Source organism: Ruegeria marina, from assembly GCF_900101475.1.
Lineage (GTDB): Bacteria > Pseudomonadota > Alphaproteobacteria > Rhodobacterales > Rhodobacteraceae > Ruegeria_B > Ruegeria_B marina.
In genome coordinates this window covers 64,005-81,256 of the sequence record NZ_FMZV01000017.1, presented here as the reverse complement: position 1 = coordinate 81,256, position 17,252 = coordinate 64,005, and the positions used below count along the sequence as shown (strand labels likewise).

The window sequence follows — 17,252 nt, the reverse complement described above, 5'->3', positions numbered from 1 at the left end:
GCGCTCAGCCCTGAACCGGATCGTAGAGATGCGCCGCCACATCGGCGAACCGGCTCTGCGGATCGGTCAGCCGCAGCACCGCGTCGCGCAGTCCCGCCGCGCGGCCCTCGCCCAGCACCGGGACAGCAAAATCCATGTACTTCGCCACCACCTCGTCGCGGGTCATCGGCGCCTCCGGCCCGCCCCGCGCATGAATGTCACCCGACACCAGCACCCGGCCATCTCGCGTGGTGATCTCGACATCCGCCCAGCGCCCGGCCGGAAAGCGCGTGGAATGACGCTCGGTCTCGGCCACGGTGATACGGGTCATGATCTCGGCAACCAGCGGATCCGACAGGCCGGGACCCGAGATATGCTCGACCCCGATCCGGCCATAGGCGATATAGGCCGCGACCGGAAACGGCAGCGCATATTGAGCAATGCCGGTAGTGGGCGGCAGCCCCTGGTACAGGCAGGCCGCCTGGTGGAAACTGTTCACATGCACCCGCGCGATATCCGCATGGGTCAGCCCATGCTCCAGCATGATCGCGCGCACCCCGTCCACCGCCGCATGCGCCCAGCGGCAGATCGGATAGGGTTTCACATATTGGTGCTCCATCTGCCAGAATTGGCCCAGGTCCTCCCAATACGGCGCCGCCTCGGGGGCCTCCATGGTGATCGCGGGCGCGCCAGTGAACCCGTGTTCGGCCAGCACCATCGAGGACATCCCCACCAGCGCCCCCCAGCCCGAGCCGTCATGCAGCATGGTGGGCGTCGCGATCTCGCGCATCATCTGGCTGCGGGGGCCATGATACTCGGCAATGCCCAGCGCCTGCCGCATCGTCTCGCGCCCCTGTCCACGCAACCGCGCGGCCATGGCCACCACACCCAGGCAGTTCCACGCGCCCGAGGTGTGATAGTCGCTGACCGTGGCATGCAGCGCGATACCTGCGCGCCCGGACACCTCGTATCCCACGGTGATCGCGGCCAACGCCTCGGGGCCGGTCAGATCGGGCAGGTGCTGCGCCAGTGTCGCCAGCGTCGGGATCACCACGACACCGATATGCCCCTTGGTCGGGTTGTACCCGTCATGGCCATCCAGGTTGTCGGTCTGGGTGGCGGCGGCAAAGGCCGCGCCCGCCAGGCTGACGCGCCGCCCGTCGAACATCATCCGCGCGCTATGGGCCGGATCGGAACTGCCATAGAGCAGGGTCGCCGTCTGCCGCGCGATCACGCCCGCCTCCATCGGGCCTGCCGCGGCGACGATTCCCAGCGTATCCAGCGCCATCAACGCCGCAGCCTCCAGCGTGCTGGCGGGTATGTCACCCGGGCCGCGATCCAGCGCGAAATCGGCGATCCGGTCGAATGTGGGGACGGGTTTGCTCATTGGTGCGGTCATCGGGCCTCCTTCGCCCTGACGGGCGTGTCCGGGTCCAAGGCTAGCCGCCTCCGCCCCGCGCCACACGCAAAAATGCCGGGACCTATGCCCCGGTTATTTTTGCACCGGCCATGTCCGGGCCCTTCGGGGCTTGCCGCAGCCGGACCAAGCGGCAATAGACTTGTGCCATGAAACATCTGCCGCATCTCACCTTCCTGCGCTCATTCGAGGCCGCCGCCCGGCACCTGAGCTTTACCGCCGCCTCCGAGGAACTTAACTGCACCCAGTCCGCGGTCAGCAACCATGTCCGCTCACTCGAGGAGTTCATCGGCCGTCCCCTTTTTGTCCGGCTTCCGCGCGCGCTGGCCCTGACCGAGGTAGGCGAGGCCTACCTGCCCTCGGTCCGCCACGCGCTGCAGGAAATCGACGTCGCGACCGAGGCGCTCCTGTCGCAGAAGCGCCGGCGCGAGGTGGTGGTGTCCTGCCCTACCAGCCTTGCCTCGGTCTGGCTTGCCGGCGTGCTGCGCGACTTCCACATCACCCATCCCGATATCCTGGTCACGGTGCACGGGACCGTCTGGACCGACGTGGAACAGGATGTGTCCGACATCTCGATCACGATGGACCACACCGATGACATTCCCGACGGCGCGGTTCAGCTCTGGGACGAACGGCTGGCCCTCGTCTGCGCCCCGGATTTCAAGGTCGATGGCAAGCCACTCACCGACCCGGCGCAACTGGTGCGCGCCCGCCGGATCCACGTGCTCGGTCGACCGATCTACTGGGAGTTGATGGCGCGCCATTTCGGCATCAAGAGCTTCGAGGCGACCGGTGGACTCAAGACCGACGTCTCGACGATCGGTGCCGGTCTCGCCGCTCAGGGTCTGGGCTGCGCTGCCCTGCCGCGCGTTCTGGTTCGTCCCTATCTGGATCGGGGCGACCTGGTCGAACCGTTCCAGACCGACATCCGCAACCCCTGGGTCTACTGTGCCCGCTTCAAGAGTCGTACGCCGACGCCGTCGGTCCGGCTGTTCAAGTCGTGGCTGCTGGACGCGGCTGGCAGAATGGAAGGCTGATCGCCGGGCGCGGCCCTTCCCCGCACGGCGACCAAAGCTGCTTCTTTCTGGTTCCAAATACTCAAAATCCGAGCCGCGCCGCCTTCCCCGCGACCGGGGCAGGGCTCAGCCGCGCAGCCGCGCGCCCGCCGGATCGAAAGGCGGCTCGGCCAGCAGCACCGCCTTGTGCGGCTTGCCCAGCAGATAGACCTCCAGCGCATCGCCGGGACTGGCCACCGCCGGGTTGGCATAGCCGATGGCCAGCGACTTGCCTACCGAATAGCCATAGGCGCCCGAGGTCACCCGCCCCACCGGTCGCCCGTCAGGAGTGAAGATCGGCTCGCCGCCGCTGGCATCGGCGCCGTGCGCGGCCTCGATCTCGAACACCGACAGCACCTCGCGCACCGGGTTGTCCTTGATCTTCAGCCAGGCCGCCTTGTTCAGGAACTCCTTGTCCGCCTTGATCAACCGCTCCAGCGCCACTTCCTGCGGCCAGTATTCCGGGCTGTATTCGCGGCCCCAGGAGCCATAGCCCTTTTCGATGCGCAGACTGCCCAGCGCCCTGCTGCCCACCGGGCCGCCACCGATCTCGCGCGCCGCAGCAATCAGCGCGGTGTAAAGCCGTACCTGATCCCCCTCGGCGCAATGCAGTTCCCAGCCCAGATCGCCGGTGAAACTGACCCGGATCGCCAGACAGGTCACGCCCGCCACCTCGATCGTGGCTGAGCGCATGAAGGGAAACGCCTCGTTCGACAGATCGGCATTGGTCAGCCGCTGCAACATGTCGCGCGCCTTGGGTCCGGCCACGTTGTAGCCCGCGATGCGGTTGGTCGCGACCTCGCATGTCGTGCCTTCGGGCAGTTCCACCATGTTAAAGAACCGCTGGTGATAGCGTTCGGCCATACCCGAGCCCACCATCATCAAGGCTTCCTCGCCGGTCATCGTGATGGTGAAATCGCCCGCGATGCCGCCCCGCACGCCAATCAGCGGCGTCAGACAGGATCTGCCCACGACAGTGGGCACCCGGTTCGCCACCAGCCGGTCCAGCCAGTCGCGCGCGCCCGGCCCCTTGATCTCGTAGTTGGCAAAGTTCGAGATGTCGATCACGCCCACCTGCTCACGCAACATGCGCACCTCGCGGCCCACCGGCTCCCACCAGTTCTGGCGGGTGAAGCCCACGGTCTCGGTCACGCCGGGCCGGTCCGCGAACCACAGCGGATGCTCCCAGCCGCAGTTCATGCCAAACACCGCACCCATCTCCCTTTGCATCTCATAGGCCGGGCGCACTCGCGCCGGCCGCCCGGCGCTGCGCTCCTCGTTGGGGAAGTGGATGGCAAAACGGTGAGTATACTGGTCCTGCACCCGCGCCTTGGTGAATTTCTTGTCGGCCCAATCGCCAAAGCGGGCAAGGTCCCAGGCGAACATGTCGTATTGCGGCTCGCCCTCGATCATCCATTGCGCCGCCAACAGGCCCAGACCGCCCGATTGCGAAAAGCCGGGAATGATGCCACCGCAGACGAAATAGTTCTTCAACTCCGGCACCGGCCCCCACAGGGCGCTCGAATCCGGCGACCAGATCATCGGCCCGTTGATCACCCGCTTCACCCCCGCCGTCGCCGCCACCGGCACCCGCTCGGTGGCGCGGATCACGTTTTCCATGATCCGGTCCAGATCGTCAGGGAACAGGTCATGGGCGAAATCCAGCGGCGTGCCGTTCTCGGCCCAGAACTTCATGTCCTTCTCATAGGCGCCGATCAGCAGCCCGTTGCCTTCCTGCCGGAAGTAATATTCACCATCCCGGTCCGCGATCGAGGGCAAGCGGCGGCCCAGCGCCGCCACCTCGGGGATCGCCTCGGTCACGAAATACTGATGCTCGGTCGGTTGCAGCGGCAGGGTGATCCCCGCCAGCGCCGCCACCTCGCGCCCCCACAGGCCGGCCGCATTGACCACCCATTGCGTGTGGATGTCGCCCTTCTCGGTGCGCACGATCCAGCTGCCGTCGGCTTGCTGTTCGGTGCCGATCACCGGGCAGAACCGCTCGATCGTGGCCCCCATCGCGCGCGCACCCGCCGCATAGGCATAGGTCACGCCCGACGGGTCCACGTTGCCGCCATCGGGTTCGTACATGATGCACCGGATATCGTCGAACTGCGCCAGCGGGTGCAGCTCCTTCGCGCGGTCCTTGTCGATCTCGTAGAAATTCAGCCCGTAATACCGCGCCTTGGCCTCTTGCAGGCGCAGCTGATGCTCACGCGCCTCGGTCTGCGCCAGGTACAGCGACCCCGCCTGGAACACGCCGCAACCCTGCCCGGTTTCCTTCTCCAGCTCCTTGTACAGGTTCATCGTGTAATGCTGGATGCGGGTGACGTTGTTGTTGTCATGCAGCCCGTGGATATTCGCGGCCGCGTGCCAGGTCGATCCGCTGGTCAGCTCGTCGCGCTCCAGCAGCACGACATCGCGCCAGCCCAGCTTGGCGAGGTGATAGAGGATCGAGCAACCGACAAGACCGCCGCCGATCACGACGGCCTGGGCATGGGTTTTCATGGGGCGGGTCTCCGTAATGTGTCGCGGACGACCCTAGCGGCACAGCCGCCCCGACACCCGCCAAAAAATCATGGGGCGGGTGCCGGTTTTCGTTTTGCGTCAGGCCGCGATCCCCTTCATCGCGGCCAGGAACTGCGCCACCTCGTGCACACTGTTGTAGTGGCACATCGACACCCGCACGCAGCTGTCCAGCCCCAGCGGATCGAGGATGTTGTTCGAATAATGGTCGGCCTTGCGCACATGGGTGCGGATGCCCTGCGCGTTCAGCTGCGCCACCACCTCGGCCGAGGCCACGCCTTCGACCCAGAGCGACACCAGCCCCTCGCGCGCGGGGTTGTCGGTGCCGCCGATGATATGCACCTTTGCCATGTCCTTCAGGCCGGCCAGGTTGCCGGTGCCGTGGATCATCGCATCGGTGAGCGCCTTTTCCTGCGCATGGATCGCCGCGCCTGCCGCTTCGAACCGGGCCCGCCGGTCGGTCGCGTCGCTCACCTGCGCGCCCAGCCACTCCAGGTAATCGGCCACATCGGTCAACGTCGCATAACTCCCGGTGTCGCGCGTCCCCATCTCCCAATTGTCCGCCGGCCCGTTGAGCAGCCCGTTATGCGGCAGCCTGGTCAGCCGGTCCGAGATCCAGGCCAGCCCGTAGCCATGGCGCGAAAACATCTTGTAGGGCGAGATGACATAGCCATCGACACCATAGGCGGCCAGGTCGATCCGCCCGTGCGCCGCATGCTGGATGCCGTCCACGATGATATACGCCTCGGGCGCCACCGCCCGGATCGCCGCCGCAATCCCCTCCAGGTCCACCCCCATGCCGGTTACGGGCGAGGTATGAACGATGGTCGCCACCACCGTGTCGGGCGTCACCGCCGCGGCATAGGCATCAGCCGTCACCGTCCCCGTCGCGTCGTCATGCGCCACCAGCACATGCCGCTGCCCGGCCACCCGCGCCCAGCGGTCACAGGCACTGCGCGAGGCCGGATGCTCCAGCGTCGTGCCCAGCACAACCCCCGGACCGGCGCCCAGACAGGCGTTCATGATCAGGCGGAACGTCAGTTCGGTGCCGCTTTCGCCGACAAAGAACTGCCCGCCGGGCGCGTTCATGAACACCCGCATGTCGTCCTTGGCCTTGTCGATCACCCGCACCAGTTCGCGACTGCCGGGATTGTCGCGCCCCTGGTTGTCGGGGATCGCCGCATATTTGGCCGAGGTCTCAACCACCGAATTCAGCGTCAGCGCGCCGCCGGCATTTTCAAAGAACACGCGCGGACCCTGCACCGGGCAATGGTCGACTTGCGCGAAACGGCTGCGGATTTCCAACAGCAACGCGGGGGTGATCTGGGTCATGCAGGCTCCATCCGGCAATGTATCGAGTCGCCGGCACGCTAAGCGCGCAGGCCGGGAATGACACGCAAAACTTTCTGGGATGAGGAGCAAATTCGAACCGCCCACTGACAAGGTGCCGGTGTGCCTTCAGGGAATCATGGCCGAGAAGGAAGCGTCGGGGTGGACGTCTGATGCCGCAACAGCGCCAAGCGGGTACGACTTGACCCGGTCTGCCGCGAGGGCCGGAGTCGACGGTCTTTCGATGCAACAAAAAACCGGCGCGTTGCCGCACCGGTTTTCATACGCACCTGCCGCAATGGGGAGGGGCAGCGGAAGGTGGTTCTGGTATCAGCCGAACACGCGGGTCAGGGCCGCATCGACGGCGTTGGTGATCGCGTCGATGTCGTCGGCAGTGGCGATCAGCGCCGGCGAGAAGCACAGCGTGTTGTTCCGGCCCGGGATCGAGCGGTTGGTCACGCCGATGATAACCCCCTGGGCCATGCAGTCGGCCACGACGGCCTGGGCCTGTTTTTCGGTCACGGGTTCCTTGGTTTCGCGATTGGCGACCAGTTCGGCGCCCAAGAACAGGCCCTTGCCGCGCACGTCGCCGATCACCTGATGCTTGTCCATCAGGGCGCGGAGATTGCCGAGCATGCGTTCGCCCATGGCGGTGCAGTTGTCGAGCAGGTTCTCGTCCTCGATGATGCGCATGTTCTCGATCGCCGCGGCAGGACCCGCGGTGCAGCCGCCAAAGGTCGAGATGTCGCGGAAATAGTTCAGCGGGTCGTCGCTGTTGTCCTTGAACATGTCGAACACCTCTTCGGTGGTCACCATGCAGGCGATGGCGGCATAGCCCGAGGCGACGCCCTTGGCCATGGTCACGAAATCCGGTTTGACGCCATATTGCTGATATCCGAACCAGGTTCCGGTACGGCCGATGCCGCAGACGACCTCGTCGATATGCAGCAGTACATCGTATTTCTTGCAGATCTCCTGGACCCGCTCCCAATAGCCCTCGGGCGGGGTGATGACGCCACCACCGGCGGTCACCGGTTCGAGGCAGAGCGCACCGACGGTCTCGGGGCCCTCGCGCAGGATCACCTCTTCGATCAGGTCGGCGGCGGCGCGGCCGAACTCGGCGCCCGACAGATGGCCCAGGCCCAGTTCTTCCTTGCGGTATTCCATGCAATGGGGGACCTTGACGAAATCCGGCGCGAAGGGGCCGTATTGCGCGTTGCGCTCGTCCTGGCCGCCCGCCGACATCGCCGCCAGCGTCGAGCCGTGATAGTCGCGGTCGCGGTACAGGATCTTGGTCTTCCTACCGCCGTATTTCTTGTGCGCGATCTGGCGCACCATCTTGAACGCCTTCTCGTTCGCCTCGGAGCCGGAGTTGGTGTAGTAGACCCGGCTCATGCCCGGCATCTTCTCGATCAGCTTCTCGGCGAACAGCGCGCCGGGGATCGAGCCCGCCGAGTTGGCGAAATAGCACAGCTTCATCAACTGGTCATATACGGCCTTGCAGATGGACTCACGCCCATAGCCCACGTTGACGGTCCATACACCGCCAGAAACAGCGTCCAGATGTTCCTTGCCCTTCTGATCCCAGACGCGCATGCCCTTGCCTTCGACGATGATGCGCGGATCGTTGGTTTCAAAAGGTTTGTGCTGGATCAGGTGGTGCCAGATATGGGCGCGGTCGGCCTCGACCACGCGACTCAGATCGTTTTCGTTGAACGTGCCGTCCATGACATGACCTCTTGCTGGATGTGCGGTTCCTGACTCGGATATCACAGAAGAACCCGAGCAGGGCTTCAGAGTCCAGAGACGTCAATTCATGTGCAACCGATAGGGCCAGAATTTTCCGTCGCATATGTCCAGACAATGCCGCTGTCCTTGGGTAAACCTCCGGCCGTTTCGCGGCATTGTCTTGAAATCAAAGAAAGGTTCCGGATTTGACATGTCAAAATCCGGATGTTCGAAACCTGCAAATTGGCGGCATTGATCGAAAAATCCGTTGATCGAATGCCGGTTTTCCATTCGGATCATCGCAAGGCGGAGGGTGTCCTTCGACCGACAAGAGACGGCTGACCGTCCTGGACCTTCGATCGCCGCGCAAAGCGGTAACAGGGAGAAATCAGAATGACTGGAAAGACAAAGTTTCTGGGTGCCGCTGCCGGGCTGGCGATGATGGCTTCAGCGTTCCCGACGTTGGCCACAGCAGCGGATGGCGAAATCACCGTGGCCTACTTCCTGGAATGGCCGATGCCGTTCGAATATGCCAAAGCCATGGGCACCTACGAAAAGGAAATGGGCGTCAAGATCAACTGGGTCAGCTTTGACACCGGCACGGCGATGAGCGCGGCCATGGCGTCGGGCGATGTCCAGATCGCCGTCAGCCAGGGTGTGCCGCCCTTCGTGGTGGCGACCAGCGCGGGACAGGACCTTCAGATCGTCGATGTCGCGGTTTCCTATTCGGACAATGACAACTGCGTCGTGCGGACCGAACTGGAGATCGACAAGGATTCGGCCGGCGAACTGGCGGGCAAGAAGGTGGCCGTTCCGCTGGGTACCGCCGCGCATTACGGGTTCCTCAAGCAGATGAACCATTTCGGCGTCGCGCTCGACAGTCTCGAGATCGTCGACATGGCCCCGCCCGACGGGGCTGCGGCGATTGCGCAGGGCGCCGTCGACATGGCGTGCGGTTGGGGTGGCGCGCTGCGTCGGATGAAGGAACATGGCAACGTGCTGCTGACCGGGGCCGAGAAGGAAGAACTTGGCATCCTCGTGTTCGACGTGACTTCGGCGCCGGCCGCCTTTGTCGCCGAAGAGGGCGAATTGCTGTCGAAGTTCCTCAAGGTGACCGCCGAGGCCAACGCCATGTGGAACAGCGGCGAGCACAAGGACGAGATGCTGCCGGTGATCGCCAAGGATGCAGGCATGGATCTTGCCGACACCGAGGCCACGATAGCGACTTTCGTGTTCCCCAGCGTGGAAGAGCAACTGGGCGCCAAATGGCTCGGTGGCGGCGCGCAGGAGTTCATGAAAGGTGTCGCACAGGTGTTCGTGGATGCCGGCAGCATTCCAGCAGCGCTCGACAGCTATGAAAACGCTGTGAACACGGGCCCGCTGGCGGCGACCCAGAACTGAGAACAGCTCGATGCGTTCCGGGCGGCGGGTTTGCCGCCCGGAACGCACGAACCCCATTGACCTAGATGGCGGCACCCTCGTCTGCAAGGAGGGGCAGGGTTGTGTGATCCGTCAGGAAGGGGACAGATGTCCGGACTATCAATCGAAAACCTCAGCATGCGCTTTGACCTGCCGAATGGTTCGTCAGTGCAGGCGTTGAAAAACGTAACCCTTGACCTGAAAGAGGGCGAGTTGCTGAGCGTGCTTGGCCCGTCGGGCTGTGGCAAGACGACGCTTCTCAACATCGTCGCGGGGTTTCTGGCCCCGACCGAAGGCCGGATCGTCCTGAACGGTCACACCGTCACTGGGCCGGATGCGGAACGGGGCATGGTGTTCCAGCAAGGCGCGCTGTTCGAATGGATGAGCGTTCGCGAGAACGTGGGATTTGGTCCGCGCATGAAAGGCATGTCCAGGTCCGAGTCCGCCGGAATCGTCGATCATCTGCTCGACGTGGTAGGATTGCAGGACTTCAAGGAAAAAGCCGTCTACGAACTGTCCGGCGGCATGCAGCAGCGGGTGGCGCTGGCGCGGTGTCTTGCCAATGACCCGGATGTGATCCTGATGGACGAACCATTGGGCGCGCTCGATGCGCTGACGCGAGAAAAGATGCAGAGCCTTGTGCTGAAACTCTGGAAGGAGACGGGCAAGACGATCATCCTGATCACCCATTCGGTCGAAGAAGCGCTGTTGCTGGGCGAGCGCCTGTTGGTGATGGCGCCGCGCCCGGGGCGCATTCACAAGGAATACCGCCTGCCCTTTGCCGATCTGGGCGTCGGCCAGGACCTGCGGCAGGTCAAGAAGCACCCTGACTTTGCGGTCAAGCGCGAGGAAATCCTGGGCATGATCTGGGACATGGAAGAAGAGATCATGGGCCGCACGGAGGCCGCGTCATGAACAGCGCCATTCCCTTTCTGATCTATCTTGGCATCTTTGTCGGCGCCTTCTGGGTGGTGCGGTTCCTGACGAAGCGTGGCCGGGTTCACGATTTCACCTCGCTCAAGACGGTGACTTTTGGCGATGAAAGCGCGGTGCGGTCGAACCGGACGGCCTCGATCATCTCGGTTGTCACCATCTTTGTCCTCTGGGGCATGTTCACGGGGTCGTCCTGGCTCCCCGGTTTCCTGCACATGCCAGGCCCGTTCGTCGGCGACACCAGCTTCACCTATACCGCCGAGGCGCCGGACGGCAGCCGCGACGACGCAACCGTGCATATCCGCGTGCATCGCGCCGACGAGACGCCGCCTGGAATCGAGGTCTCGCCGGGCGAGGGTTTCGCCAAGGATGACAGCGCCTCGGTCGTGGCCTGGCGCAGCGAGCTGATCCGCGTCGACCTGAATGACGAGATCACCAAGAAGGACGGCGCGCAGGTCGTGGCCATCGACGGCCAGCCTGTCGCGCCGGGCGGGTCGGTCAGGGTGGCCGCCGGCGTGGTCAACCTGTCGGACAAGGGCACGCCGAATTTCGTGCCGTCCAAGGGGTTGCAGATGGAGCCGATCTGGCTGCCCTCGCCCGAGGCGGTGGTGCGCCGCACCATCGACATCGCCAGCGAAGGCTATCAGGGCTATACGCTGTGGGAACATCTGGGCTATTCGCTGATGCGGGTCATCCTGGGGTTCGTCTTCGGCGCGCTGGTGGGCATCCCGCTGGGCTATGCGATGGGGCTGAGCGACTGGTTCCGCGGCTGGTTCGATCCGATCGTCGAGTTCATGCGCCCCGTGCCGCCGCTGGCCCTGATCCCGCTGGTGATCATCTGGGCCGGTATCGGCGAGACGGGCAAGATCATCCTGCTGTTCCTGGCCGCGCTCTGGATCATGGCGATTGCCGCGCGGGCCGGGGTGTCGGGGGTCAATATCTCCAAGGTGCACGCCGCCTATTCGCTGGGCGCCAGCAAGCGGCAGATCATGCGCTTCGTGATCGTCCCGAACTCCTTGCCCGAGATATTTACCGGCGCGCGGGTGGCGATGGGGGTCTGCTGGGGCACCGTGGTCGCGGCCGAACTGGTGGCCGCCGAGGTCGGTGCGGGCAAGATGATCGTGACGGCGTCCAAGTTCCAGAACACCGATATCGTGATCATGGGGATCATCCTGATCGGCATCATCGGTTTCGGCATCGACATCCTGATGCGCTGGGCGGAAAAGATCCTGGTCCCCTGGAAAGGCAAGGGCTGATCTAAAAAAACGGACACGGGGCCCTGCGGGGCCCGGTTCTTTTGTTGCTCTCAATGCGTAATTTTACGATCTTTTCTTGCCGGGGGCTGTTGTGGCACATCTCCCGGCAACGCTTTGTCTCAGGGAGCACAGGACATGACCGGCATCAACATCTACGATCAGAACCTCGACCGGACGCCTGCCAATTTCACACCGCTGTCGCCGCTGAGCATGATCGAGCGCACGGCGGCGATATACCCGGACTATCCATCGGTGGTCTACGGCGCACGCCGCTACACCTGGGCCGAGACCTATGCGCGGTGCCGGCGGCTGGCCGGTGCGCTTGTGGCGCGGGGGATTGGCAAGGGCGATACCGTGTCGATCATCGCCGCCAACATCCCCGAGATGTACGAGGCGCATTTCGGCGTGCCGATGGCCGGCGCGGTTCTGAACGCGATCAACACCCGGCTCGATGCGCCGATCATCGCCTTCATCCTGACCCATGCCGAGGCCAAGGTGCTGATCGTCGATCCCGAATTCTCGGCGGTGGTGCGCGACGCGCTGGACCAGATCGACCGGCCCGACCTGCTGGTCGTGGATATCGAGGATGCCAGTTTCGAGGGCGGCGCGCGGATTGGCGCGCTGACCTACGAGGAATTGCTGGCCGAGGGCGACCCCGAATTCGCCTGGTCGCTGCCCGATGACGAATGGGACGCGATCGCGCTGAACTATACCTCGGGCACAACCGGCAACCCGAAGGGCGTTGTCTATCATCACCGGGGCGCGGCGCTGAACGCCAATACCAATATTCTGGACTGGAGCATGCCGAAACACTCGGTCTATCTGTGGACCCTGCCGATGTTTCACTGCAACGGCTGGTGTTTTCCCTGGACCATGGCGGCCAATGCCGGGGTTTCGGTCTGCCTGCGCGCGGTGCGGGACGAACCGATCTATCGCGCCTTCCGCGAGGAAAAGGTGACGCATTTCTGCGGCGCGCCGATCGTGCTGAACATGCTGGCGAACGCCCCCGCGCATCTGAAGGATTTCGACCATCAGATCAAGGTGATGACCGCAGGCGCGCCACCGCCCGCCGCGGTGATCGAGAAGATGGAGGCGATGGGTGTCGAAGTCACCCATGTCTATGGCCTGACCGAAACCTACGGCCCTTCGGTCGTCTGCGCCTGGAAAGAGGTTTGGAACGCGCGGCCGGCAGGCGAAAGGGCGGCGCTGAAAGTGCGGCAGGGCGTGAAGAACGCCGCGCTCGCAGGGTTGATGGTAGCCGATCCTGATACGCTGGAGCCGGTGCCCGCGGATGGTGAGACCATGGGCGAGATCTTCATGCAGGGTAACGTGGTGATGAAAGGCTATCTGAAGAACCCGGACGCCACCGACAAGGCGTTCCGCGGCGGCTGGTTCGCGTCCGGCGATCTGGGGGTGATGCACCCGGACGGGTATGTCGCGCTCAAGGATCGGTCCAAGGACATCATCATCTCGGGGGGCGAGAACATCTCGTCGGTCGAGGTCGAAGGCGTTCTCTACAAGCATCCGGCGGTGCTGGAGGCGGCGGTGGTCGCGAAACCCGACGAGAAATGGGGCGAGACGCCCTGCGCCTTTGTCGAGCTGAAACCGGGGATGGCGGCCGAGGCCGCCGAGATCATCGCCTTCTGTAGGGACAACATGGCGCATTTCAAGGCGCCCAGGACGGTTGTCTTTGGGGAACTGCCCAAGACCTCGACCGGGAAGGTGCAGAAGTTCGTCCTGCGCGACCGGGCACGGGCGCTTTGATATGGCGGTTCCGGGGCTTGCCATTGCACCGATGAGCCTGCCGGAGCTTGAAATGGTTCTGGACTGGGCGGCGGACGAAGGCTGGAACCCCGGCCTGGACGATGCGCGCGCATTCTACGCCGCAGACACTCGGGGGTTCTTTCTGGCGCGGGTCGGGGCGGAACCGGTGGCGGCGATATCGGTCGTCAACCACGATGCCGGCAATGCGTTTCTCGGTCTCTACCTGTGCCGGCCGGACTGGCGGGGGCAGGGCATTGGCCTGGCGATCTGGAACCGGGCGCTGCAACATGCGGGCGGGCGCTCGGTCGGGCTGGACGGTGTGGCGGCGCAGGAGGCCAACTATGCCAAGTCGGGCTTTGTCCGCACCGGCGCCAGCCTGCGGCACGAAGGGCGCTGGCCGGCAGCGCGTTCACCACACGTTCGGGTAGCAGTGGCGGACGACGTTTCGCGGCTGATCGCGCTGGACGCCGAGGCGGGTGGGTTCACCCGCCCGGCCTTCCTGTCCGCGTGGTTGGCGGCTGGCCTACCGGAACGGTCGACGCGGGTTCTGCTCGGGAACGGAGAGATCTCCGGTTTCGCGACATGGCGAACCTGTCGGGAAGGCACCAAGATCGGCCCGATCATCGCGCCGGGAGCAGCCGCGGCGCTGGAACTGATCGCCGACATAGCCGCCGAGCGCCCCGACGGTCCGCTGATCGTCGATCTTCCCGAAGCCAATACCGCACTACGCAGCGAACTGGAACATGCAGGTTTCTCGGTGCCTTTCGCGACTGCGCGCATGTATCGTAGCGCCGTGCCCGAAACGACAGGGACATTGCAGGCCATTGCCACGATGGAGCTTGGATGATTCCGCCTGGAACTATTCAGCAATGCGCTGGCCCGGCCTGGCTAATCGGAACAGGGATGAGGCGTTTGTGGTCGAAGGATGTGTTCGAAGCGACCATACCTCCAACGCATTCAAACTGCGGCAGCCTTACCCAATCGTCTGGCCGAGCAATTCATTTGGCCATGAGATTTCAGTCAGGAGAACCGGCCGAGGGATAACCGCGCCAAAATCAAGTGAACTGCCGAAGTCATACTTACCAAAAAAGGACCGGCAGGAAGGCGCCGGCCCTTTCGACAACGTGGCGGACGACGCGATTATTTCGGTTCTGCGCCCCTGCCGTTCGAAACACCGCCAACGCTGCCCCAGCCACCGATGAGGCCGCTTGCCGCGTTCGCGGTGCCAGGTTCTGAAGTAACCGCGACGGCAACGCCTTCACCGCCTTTGCTGCTGCCCTTGCCATTGGTTGCATCCGCGAACACGACGGGTGCGAAGGCGAACGAGGCGATGGTGGCGGTGACAAAAAGCGACTTCATTTTCTTCCCCTTTTTTCGAACCAACGCAGCTTCTACGGGGAAGGCAGGGGTATGGATCAGTCGGGCTTGCGCTCGACCTACAAGGCCAGGCATTCAGCTCGTTATTCGCGCTGTGAATGCAAACATATCCGATGGTCAACATACCGGTAGAGCTAAAGCACAAAATCCAATGCCCCCCGGACGATTTACTGAAAACAATTGTTAAAGGGGATTGGTGCCCAGGAGAGGACTCGAACCTCCACGTCTTTTGGACACTAGTACCTGAAACTAGCGCGTCTACCAATTCCGCCACCTGGGCAGGTGTCGTGAGGGGCCGTTTAAGCCGAGCCGGAGAGGGCGTCAACCGGATTTTTTATCTTTGAGAGAAAATTTTCATGGAAGCCGGGAAACCCGCTACTTGCATGATCCGAGCGCGTCAAAACGATGCCATGGTCCGCCAGCGCGGCACTATTGCGCCTTGTTTGGCGGAGTGCGCAGCGGTAGATCGGAGCAAGACCATAAGTCAGCAGGAGCGTTCACATGTCCAAACTGGTCACGATCTACGGAGGATCGGGTTTTGTCGGCAGGTATATAGCGCGACGCATGGCAAAAGAGGGATGGCGGGTGCGAGTCGCCGTTCGCCGGCCCAATGAGGCCATGCACGTGAAACCTTATGGCGTGGTGGGCCAGGTCGAACCGGTCGCGTGCAACGTGCGCGACGACATGTCCGTTGCGCAAGCGATGCAGGGCGCGGATGCCGTAATCAATTGTGTCGGCGTGCTGAACGAAACGGGAAAGAACAGCTTTGACGCCGTTCAGGCCGAAGCACCCGAACGTATTGCCCGGATTGCGGCAGCGAATGGCGTGGCCCGCATGGTGCATATCTCGGCCATCGGCGCGGACGCCGATTCCGACAGCGAATATTCCCGGACCAAGGCATTGGGCGAGGCCGGCATATTGCGTCACATGCCCGATGCCGTGATTCTGCGGCCCTCGGTGATCTTTGGAGCCGAGGATCAGTTTTTCAACAGGTTCGCGGGAATGACCCGGTTCGGCCCTGTTCTGGCCATCGTCGGAGCCGACACCCGATTCCAACCGGTCCATGTCGACGATGTAGCCCGCGCCGCGGTGAAAGGCGCGCTGGGCCAGGCTGAGCCCGGCGTTTACGAACTGGGCGGCCCGGAAGTCGCCAGCTTCCGCGACCTCATGCAAAGGATGCTGGATATCATCCATCGCCGCCGGATCGTGGTTGCCCTGCCCTTCCCGATCGCGCGTATCATGGCCGCCGTTCTCGATATGGCGAAATTCGTCAGTTTCCAGTTGTTCCCCAACAACATCCTGACGCGGGATCAGTTGAAGAACCTGCGCCGTGACAATGTGGTTGCCGAAGGCGCCAATGGGTTTGCCGAACTGGGGATCGAACCGAAAACCATGCAATCGGTGTTGCCCACCTATCTGTGGAAGTTCCGCCCCAACGGCCAGTATGACGAGATCCAGGCCTCGGCGCGCAACATGCGCGCCTGATCAGGTGTAGGCGATCACCAGCAGGATCGCACCAAGGATCACGCGATAGACAACATAGGGCGTGAAGCTGACCGAGCGTAAAAGGCGCATCATCAGGGACAGGGCCAGTAGCGCCGACAAGAAAGCGAAAACGGCGGCGATTGCGCCGTCACGCGCGGCTTGGGCGTTCGCTGTGATCGCGACATCGGCCCCCAGCAACACGCCCGAAGCGATGATCGTCGGGATGGACATCAGCATGGATATCCGGGCAGCATCGCCGCGCGTGTAACCCAGCCGTCTCGCCCCGGTGATGGTGATGCCGGACCGAGAGGTTCCCGGAACCAACGCCAGTACCTGCCACAACCCCATGATCAGCGCATCGCGCACCCCCCAGTCGGCGGTGTGTTTCTTCTGTGCCCCGGTCCGGTCCGCCCACCAAAGGACCAGACCGAAGACTAGCATGGTCCACCCGATGACGGCGACAGAACGCATGGCATCACTGAGACCGGTAAAGTGCAGAATCGCTCCCCCGACGATTGTGGGTATGGTCGCCACGATCAACCCCATCGCCAAAAGCGCTCCGGGGGTATCGGTTTTTCCCGTCAGGGCGCGGGGCAGGCCGGAAAGCCCGTCACGCACATCGTTCCAGAAATAGAGGACAACGGCGCACAGGGTTCCCACGTGCACGGCCACGTCGATCACCTGTCCCTGGTCCTGAAGACCGCTGAGCCGGGGCAAGAGAATCAGATGTCCCGAGGAAGACACCGGCAGGAACTCGGTAATACCCTGAATGAGCGCGACCAGAATCAGTTGGAAGAGGGACATGGCCGAATGGTTCCGCACGAAACGAGTTTCTTGATGGGTATAACTCCCCCCGAGAAAAGGAAAGTTGCCATTTAGGTCCGGATTGATACTTATTTTTGGGGGAAAAATCGGAGCGTGACGAAAAATTTGGCTCAAAAAGTCAATTTAGGTCAGCATATATGACTTTTAATCAGAAGGCAGCTA

13 protein-coding genes and 1 tRNA gene are annotated in these 17,252 nt (G+C 63.4%); 7 read left to right on the top strand and 7 right to left on the bottom strand.

Annotation, left to right across the window (positions count from 1 at the left end):
* Positions 1–4 precede the first annotated feature (4 nt).
* A complete protein-coding gene (locus tag BLT75_RS19580; protein WP_245706590.1) occupies positions 5–1,378 on the bottom strand; it encodes an MmgE/PrpD family protein in 1,374 nt (457 codons plus the stop codon).
* A gap of 167 nt (positions 1,379–1,545) precedes the next feature.
* Between BLT75_RS19580 and BLT75_RS19575 the strand changes: the two genes are divergently transcribed.
* Complete coding sequence (locus tag BLT75_RS19575) at positions 1,546–2,433, top strand: LysR substrate-binding domain-containing protein (protein WP_093035958.1); 888 nt, start codon at positions 1,546–1,548, stop codon at positions 2,431–2,433.
* Positions 2,434–2,538: 105 nt separating this feature from the next.
* Here the strand turns inward: BLT75_RS19575 and BLT75_RS19570 are convergent, their stop codons facing one another.
* The 3 genes from BLT75_RS19570 to BLT75_RS19560 all read right to left on the bottom strand — a co-directional run bounded on the left by BLT75_RS19570 (position 2,539) and on the right by BLT75_RS19560 (position 8,031).
* Positions 2,539–4,956, bottom strand: a complete 2,418-nt coding sequence (locus tag BLT75_RS19570; RefSeq protein ID WP_093035955.1) for a GcvT family protein — start codon at positions 4,954–4,956, stop codon at positions 2,539–2,541.
* Positions 4,957–5,055: 99 nt separating this feature from the next.
* Positions 5,056–6,306 (bottom strand): aminotransferase class V-fold PLP-dependent enzyme, encoded by a 1,251-nt coding sequence (locus BLT75_RS19565; protein WP_093035952.1) that lies wholly within the window; start codon positions 6,304–6,306, stop codon positions 5,056–5,058.
* A gap of 327 nt (positions 6,307–6,633) precedes the next feature.
* Positions 6,634–8,031 carry an aminotransferase family protein gene (locus BLT75_RS19560; protein WP_093035950.1) on the bottom strand — a complete coding sequence of 466 codons (1,398 nt, stop codon included), beginning with the start codon at positions 8,029–8,031 and terminating at the stop codon, positions 6,634–6,636.
* A 393-nt stretch (positions 8,032–8,424) separates the two neighbouring features.
* On the opposite strand from BLT75_RS19560, the gene BLT75_RS19550 reads away from it, so the two are divergent.
* The 5 genes from BLT75_RS19550 (at position 8,425) to BLT75_RS19530 (ending at position 14,250) form a co-directional block, all read left to right on the top strand.
* Positions 8,425–9,432: a taurine ABC transporter substrate-binding protein gene (locus BLT75_RS19550; RefSeq protein ID WP_093035944.1), complete on the top strand. Its 1,008-nt coding sequence runs from the start codon at positions 8,425–8,427 to the stop codon at positions 9,430–9,432.
* 126 nt (positions 9,433–9,558) lie between these two features.
* On the top strand, positions 9,559–10,365 hold the full coding sequence (locus BLT75_RS19545; RefSeq protein WP_093035941.1) for a taurine ABC transporter ATP-binding protein: 807 nt from the start codon (positions 9,559–9,561) through the stop codon (positions 10,363–10,365).
* Positions 10,362–11,639 carry an ABC transporter permease gene (locus BLT75_RS19540; protein WP_093035938.1) on the top strand — a complete coding sequence of 426 codons (1,278 nt, stop codon included), beginning with the start codon at positions 10,362–10,364 and terminating at the stop codon, positions 11,637–11,639. The genes BLT75_RS19545 and BLT75_RS19540 overlap by 4 nt, the downstream gene beginning before the upstream one ends.
* 135 nt (positions 11,640–11,774) lie before the next feature.
* Positions 11,775–13,403 (top strand): acyl-CoA synthetase, encoded by a 1,629-nt coding sequence (locus tag BLT75_RS19535; protein WP_093035935.1) that lies wholly within the window; start codon positions 11,775–11,777, stop codon positions 13,401–13,403.
* Between the two features lies 1 nt (position 13,404).
* The gene (locus BLT75_RS19530; protein ID WP_245706589.1) at positions 13,405–14,250 is read left to right on the top strand and encodes a GNAT family N-acetyltransferase; all 846 of its coding nucleotides are present in this window, start codon (positions 13,405–13,407) and stop codon (positions 14,248–14,250) included.
* Between the two features lie 293 nt (positions 14,251–14,543).
* On the opposite strand, the gene BLT75_RS19525 is transcribed toward BLT75_RS19530, so the two are convergent.
* Both BLT75_RS19525 and BLT75_RS19520 read right to left on the bottom strand, forming a co-directional pair.
* Complete coding sequence (locus tag BLT75_RS19525; protein ID WP_093035932.1) at positions 14,544–14,762, bottom strand: hypothetical protein; 219 nt, start codon at positions 14,760–14,762, stop codon at positions 14,544–14,546.
* 212 nt (positions 14,763–14,974) lie between these two features.
* A tRNA-Leu gene (locus tag BLT75_RS19520) sits at positions 14,975–15,060 on the bottom strand.
* 221 nt (positions 15,061–15,281) lie between these two features.
* On the opposite strand from BLT75_RS19520, the gene BLT75_RS19515 reads away from it, so the two are divergent.
* Complete coding sequence (locus BLT75_RS19515; RefSeq protein ID WP_093035929.1) at positions 15,282–16,265, top strand: complex I NDUFA9 subunit family protein; 984 nt, start codon at positions 15,282–15,284, stop codon at positions 16,263–16,265.
* On the opposite strand, the gene BLT75_RS19510 is transcribed toward BLT75_RS19515, so the two are convergent.
* Positions 16,266–17,069: an undecaprenyl-diphosphate phosphatase gene (locus BLT75_RS19510; RefSeq protein WP_093035926.1), complete on the bottom strand. Its 804-nt coding sequence runs from the start codon at positions 17,067–17,069 to the stop codon at positions 16,266–16,268.
* Positions 17,070–17,252: the final 183 nt, after the last annotated feature.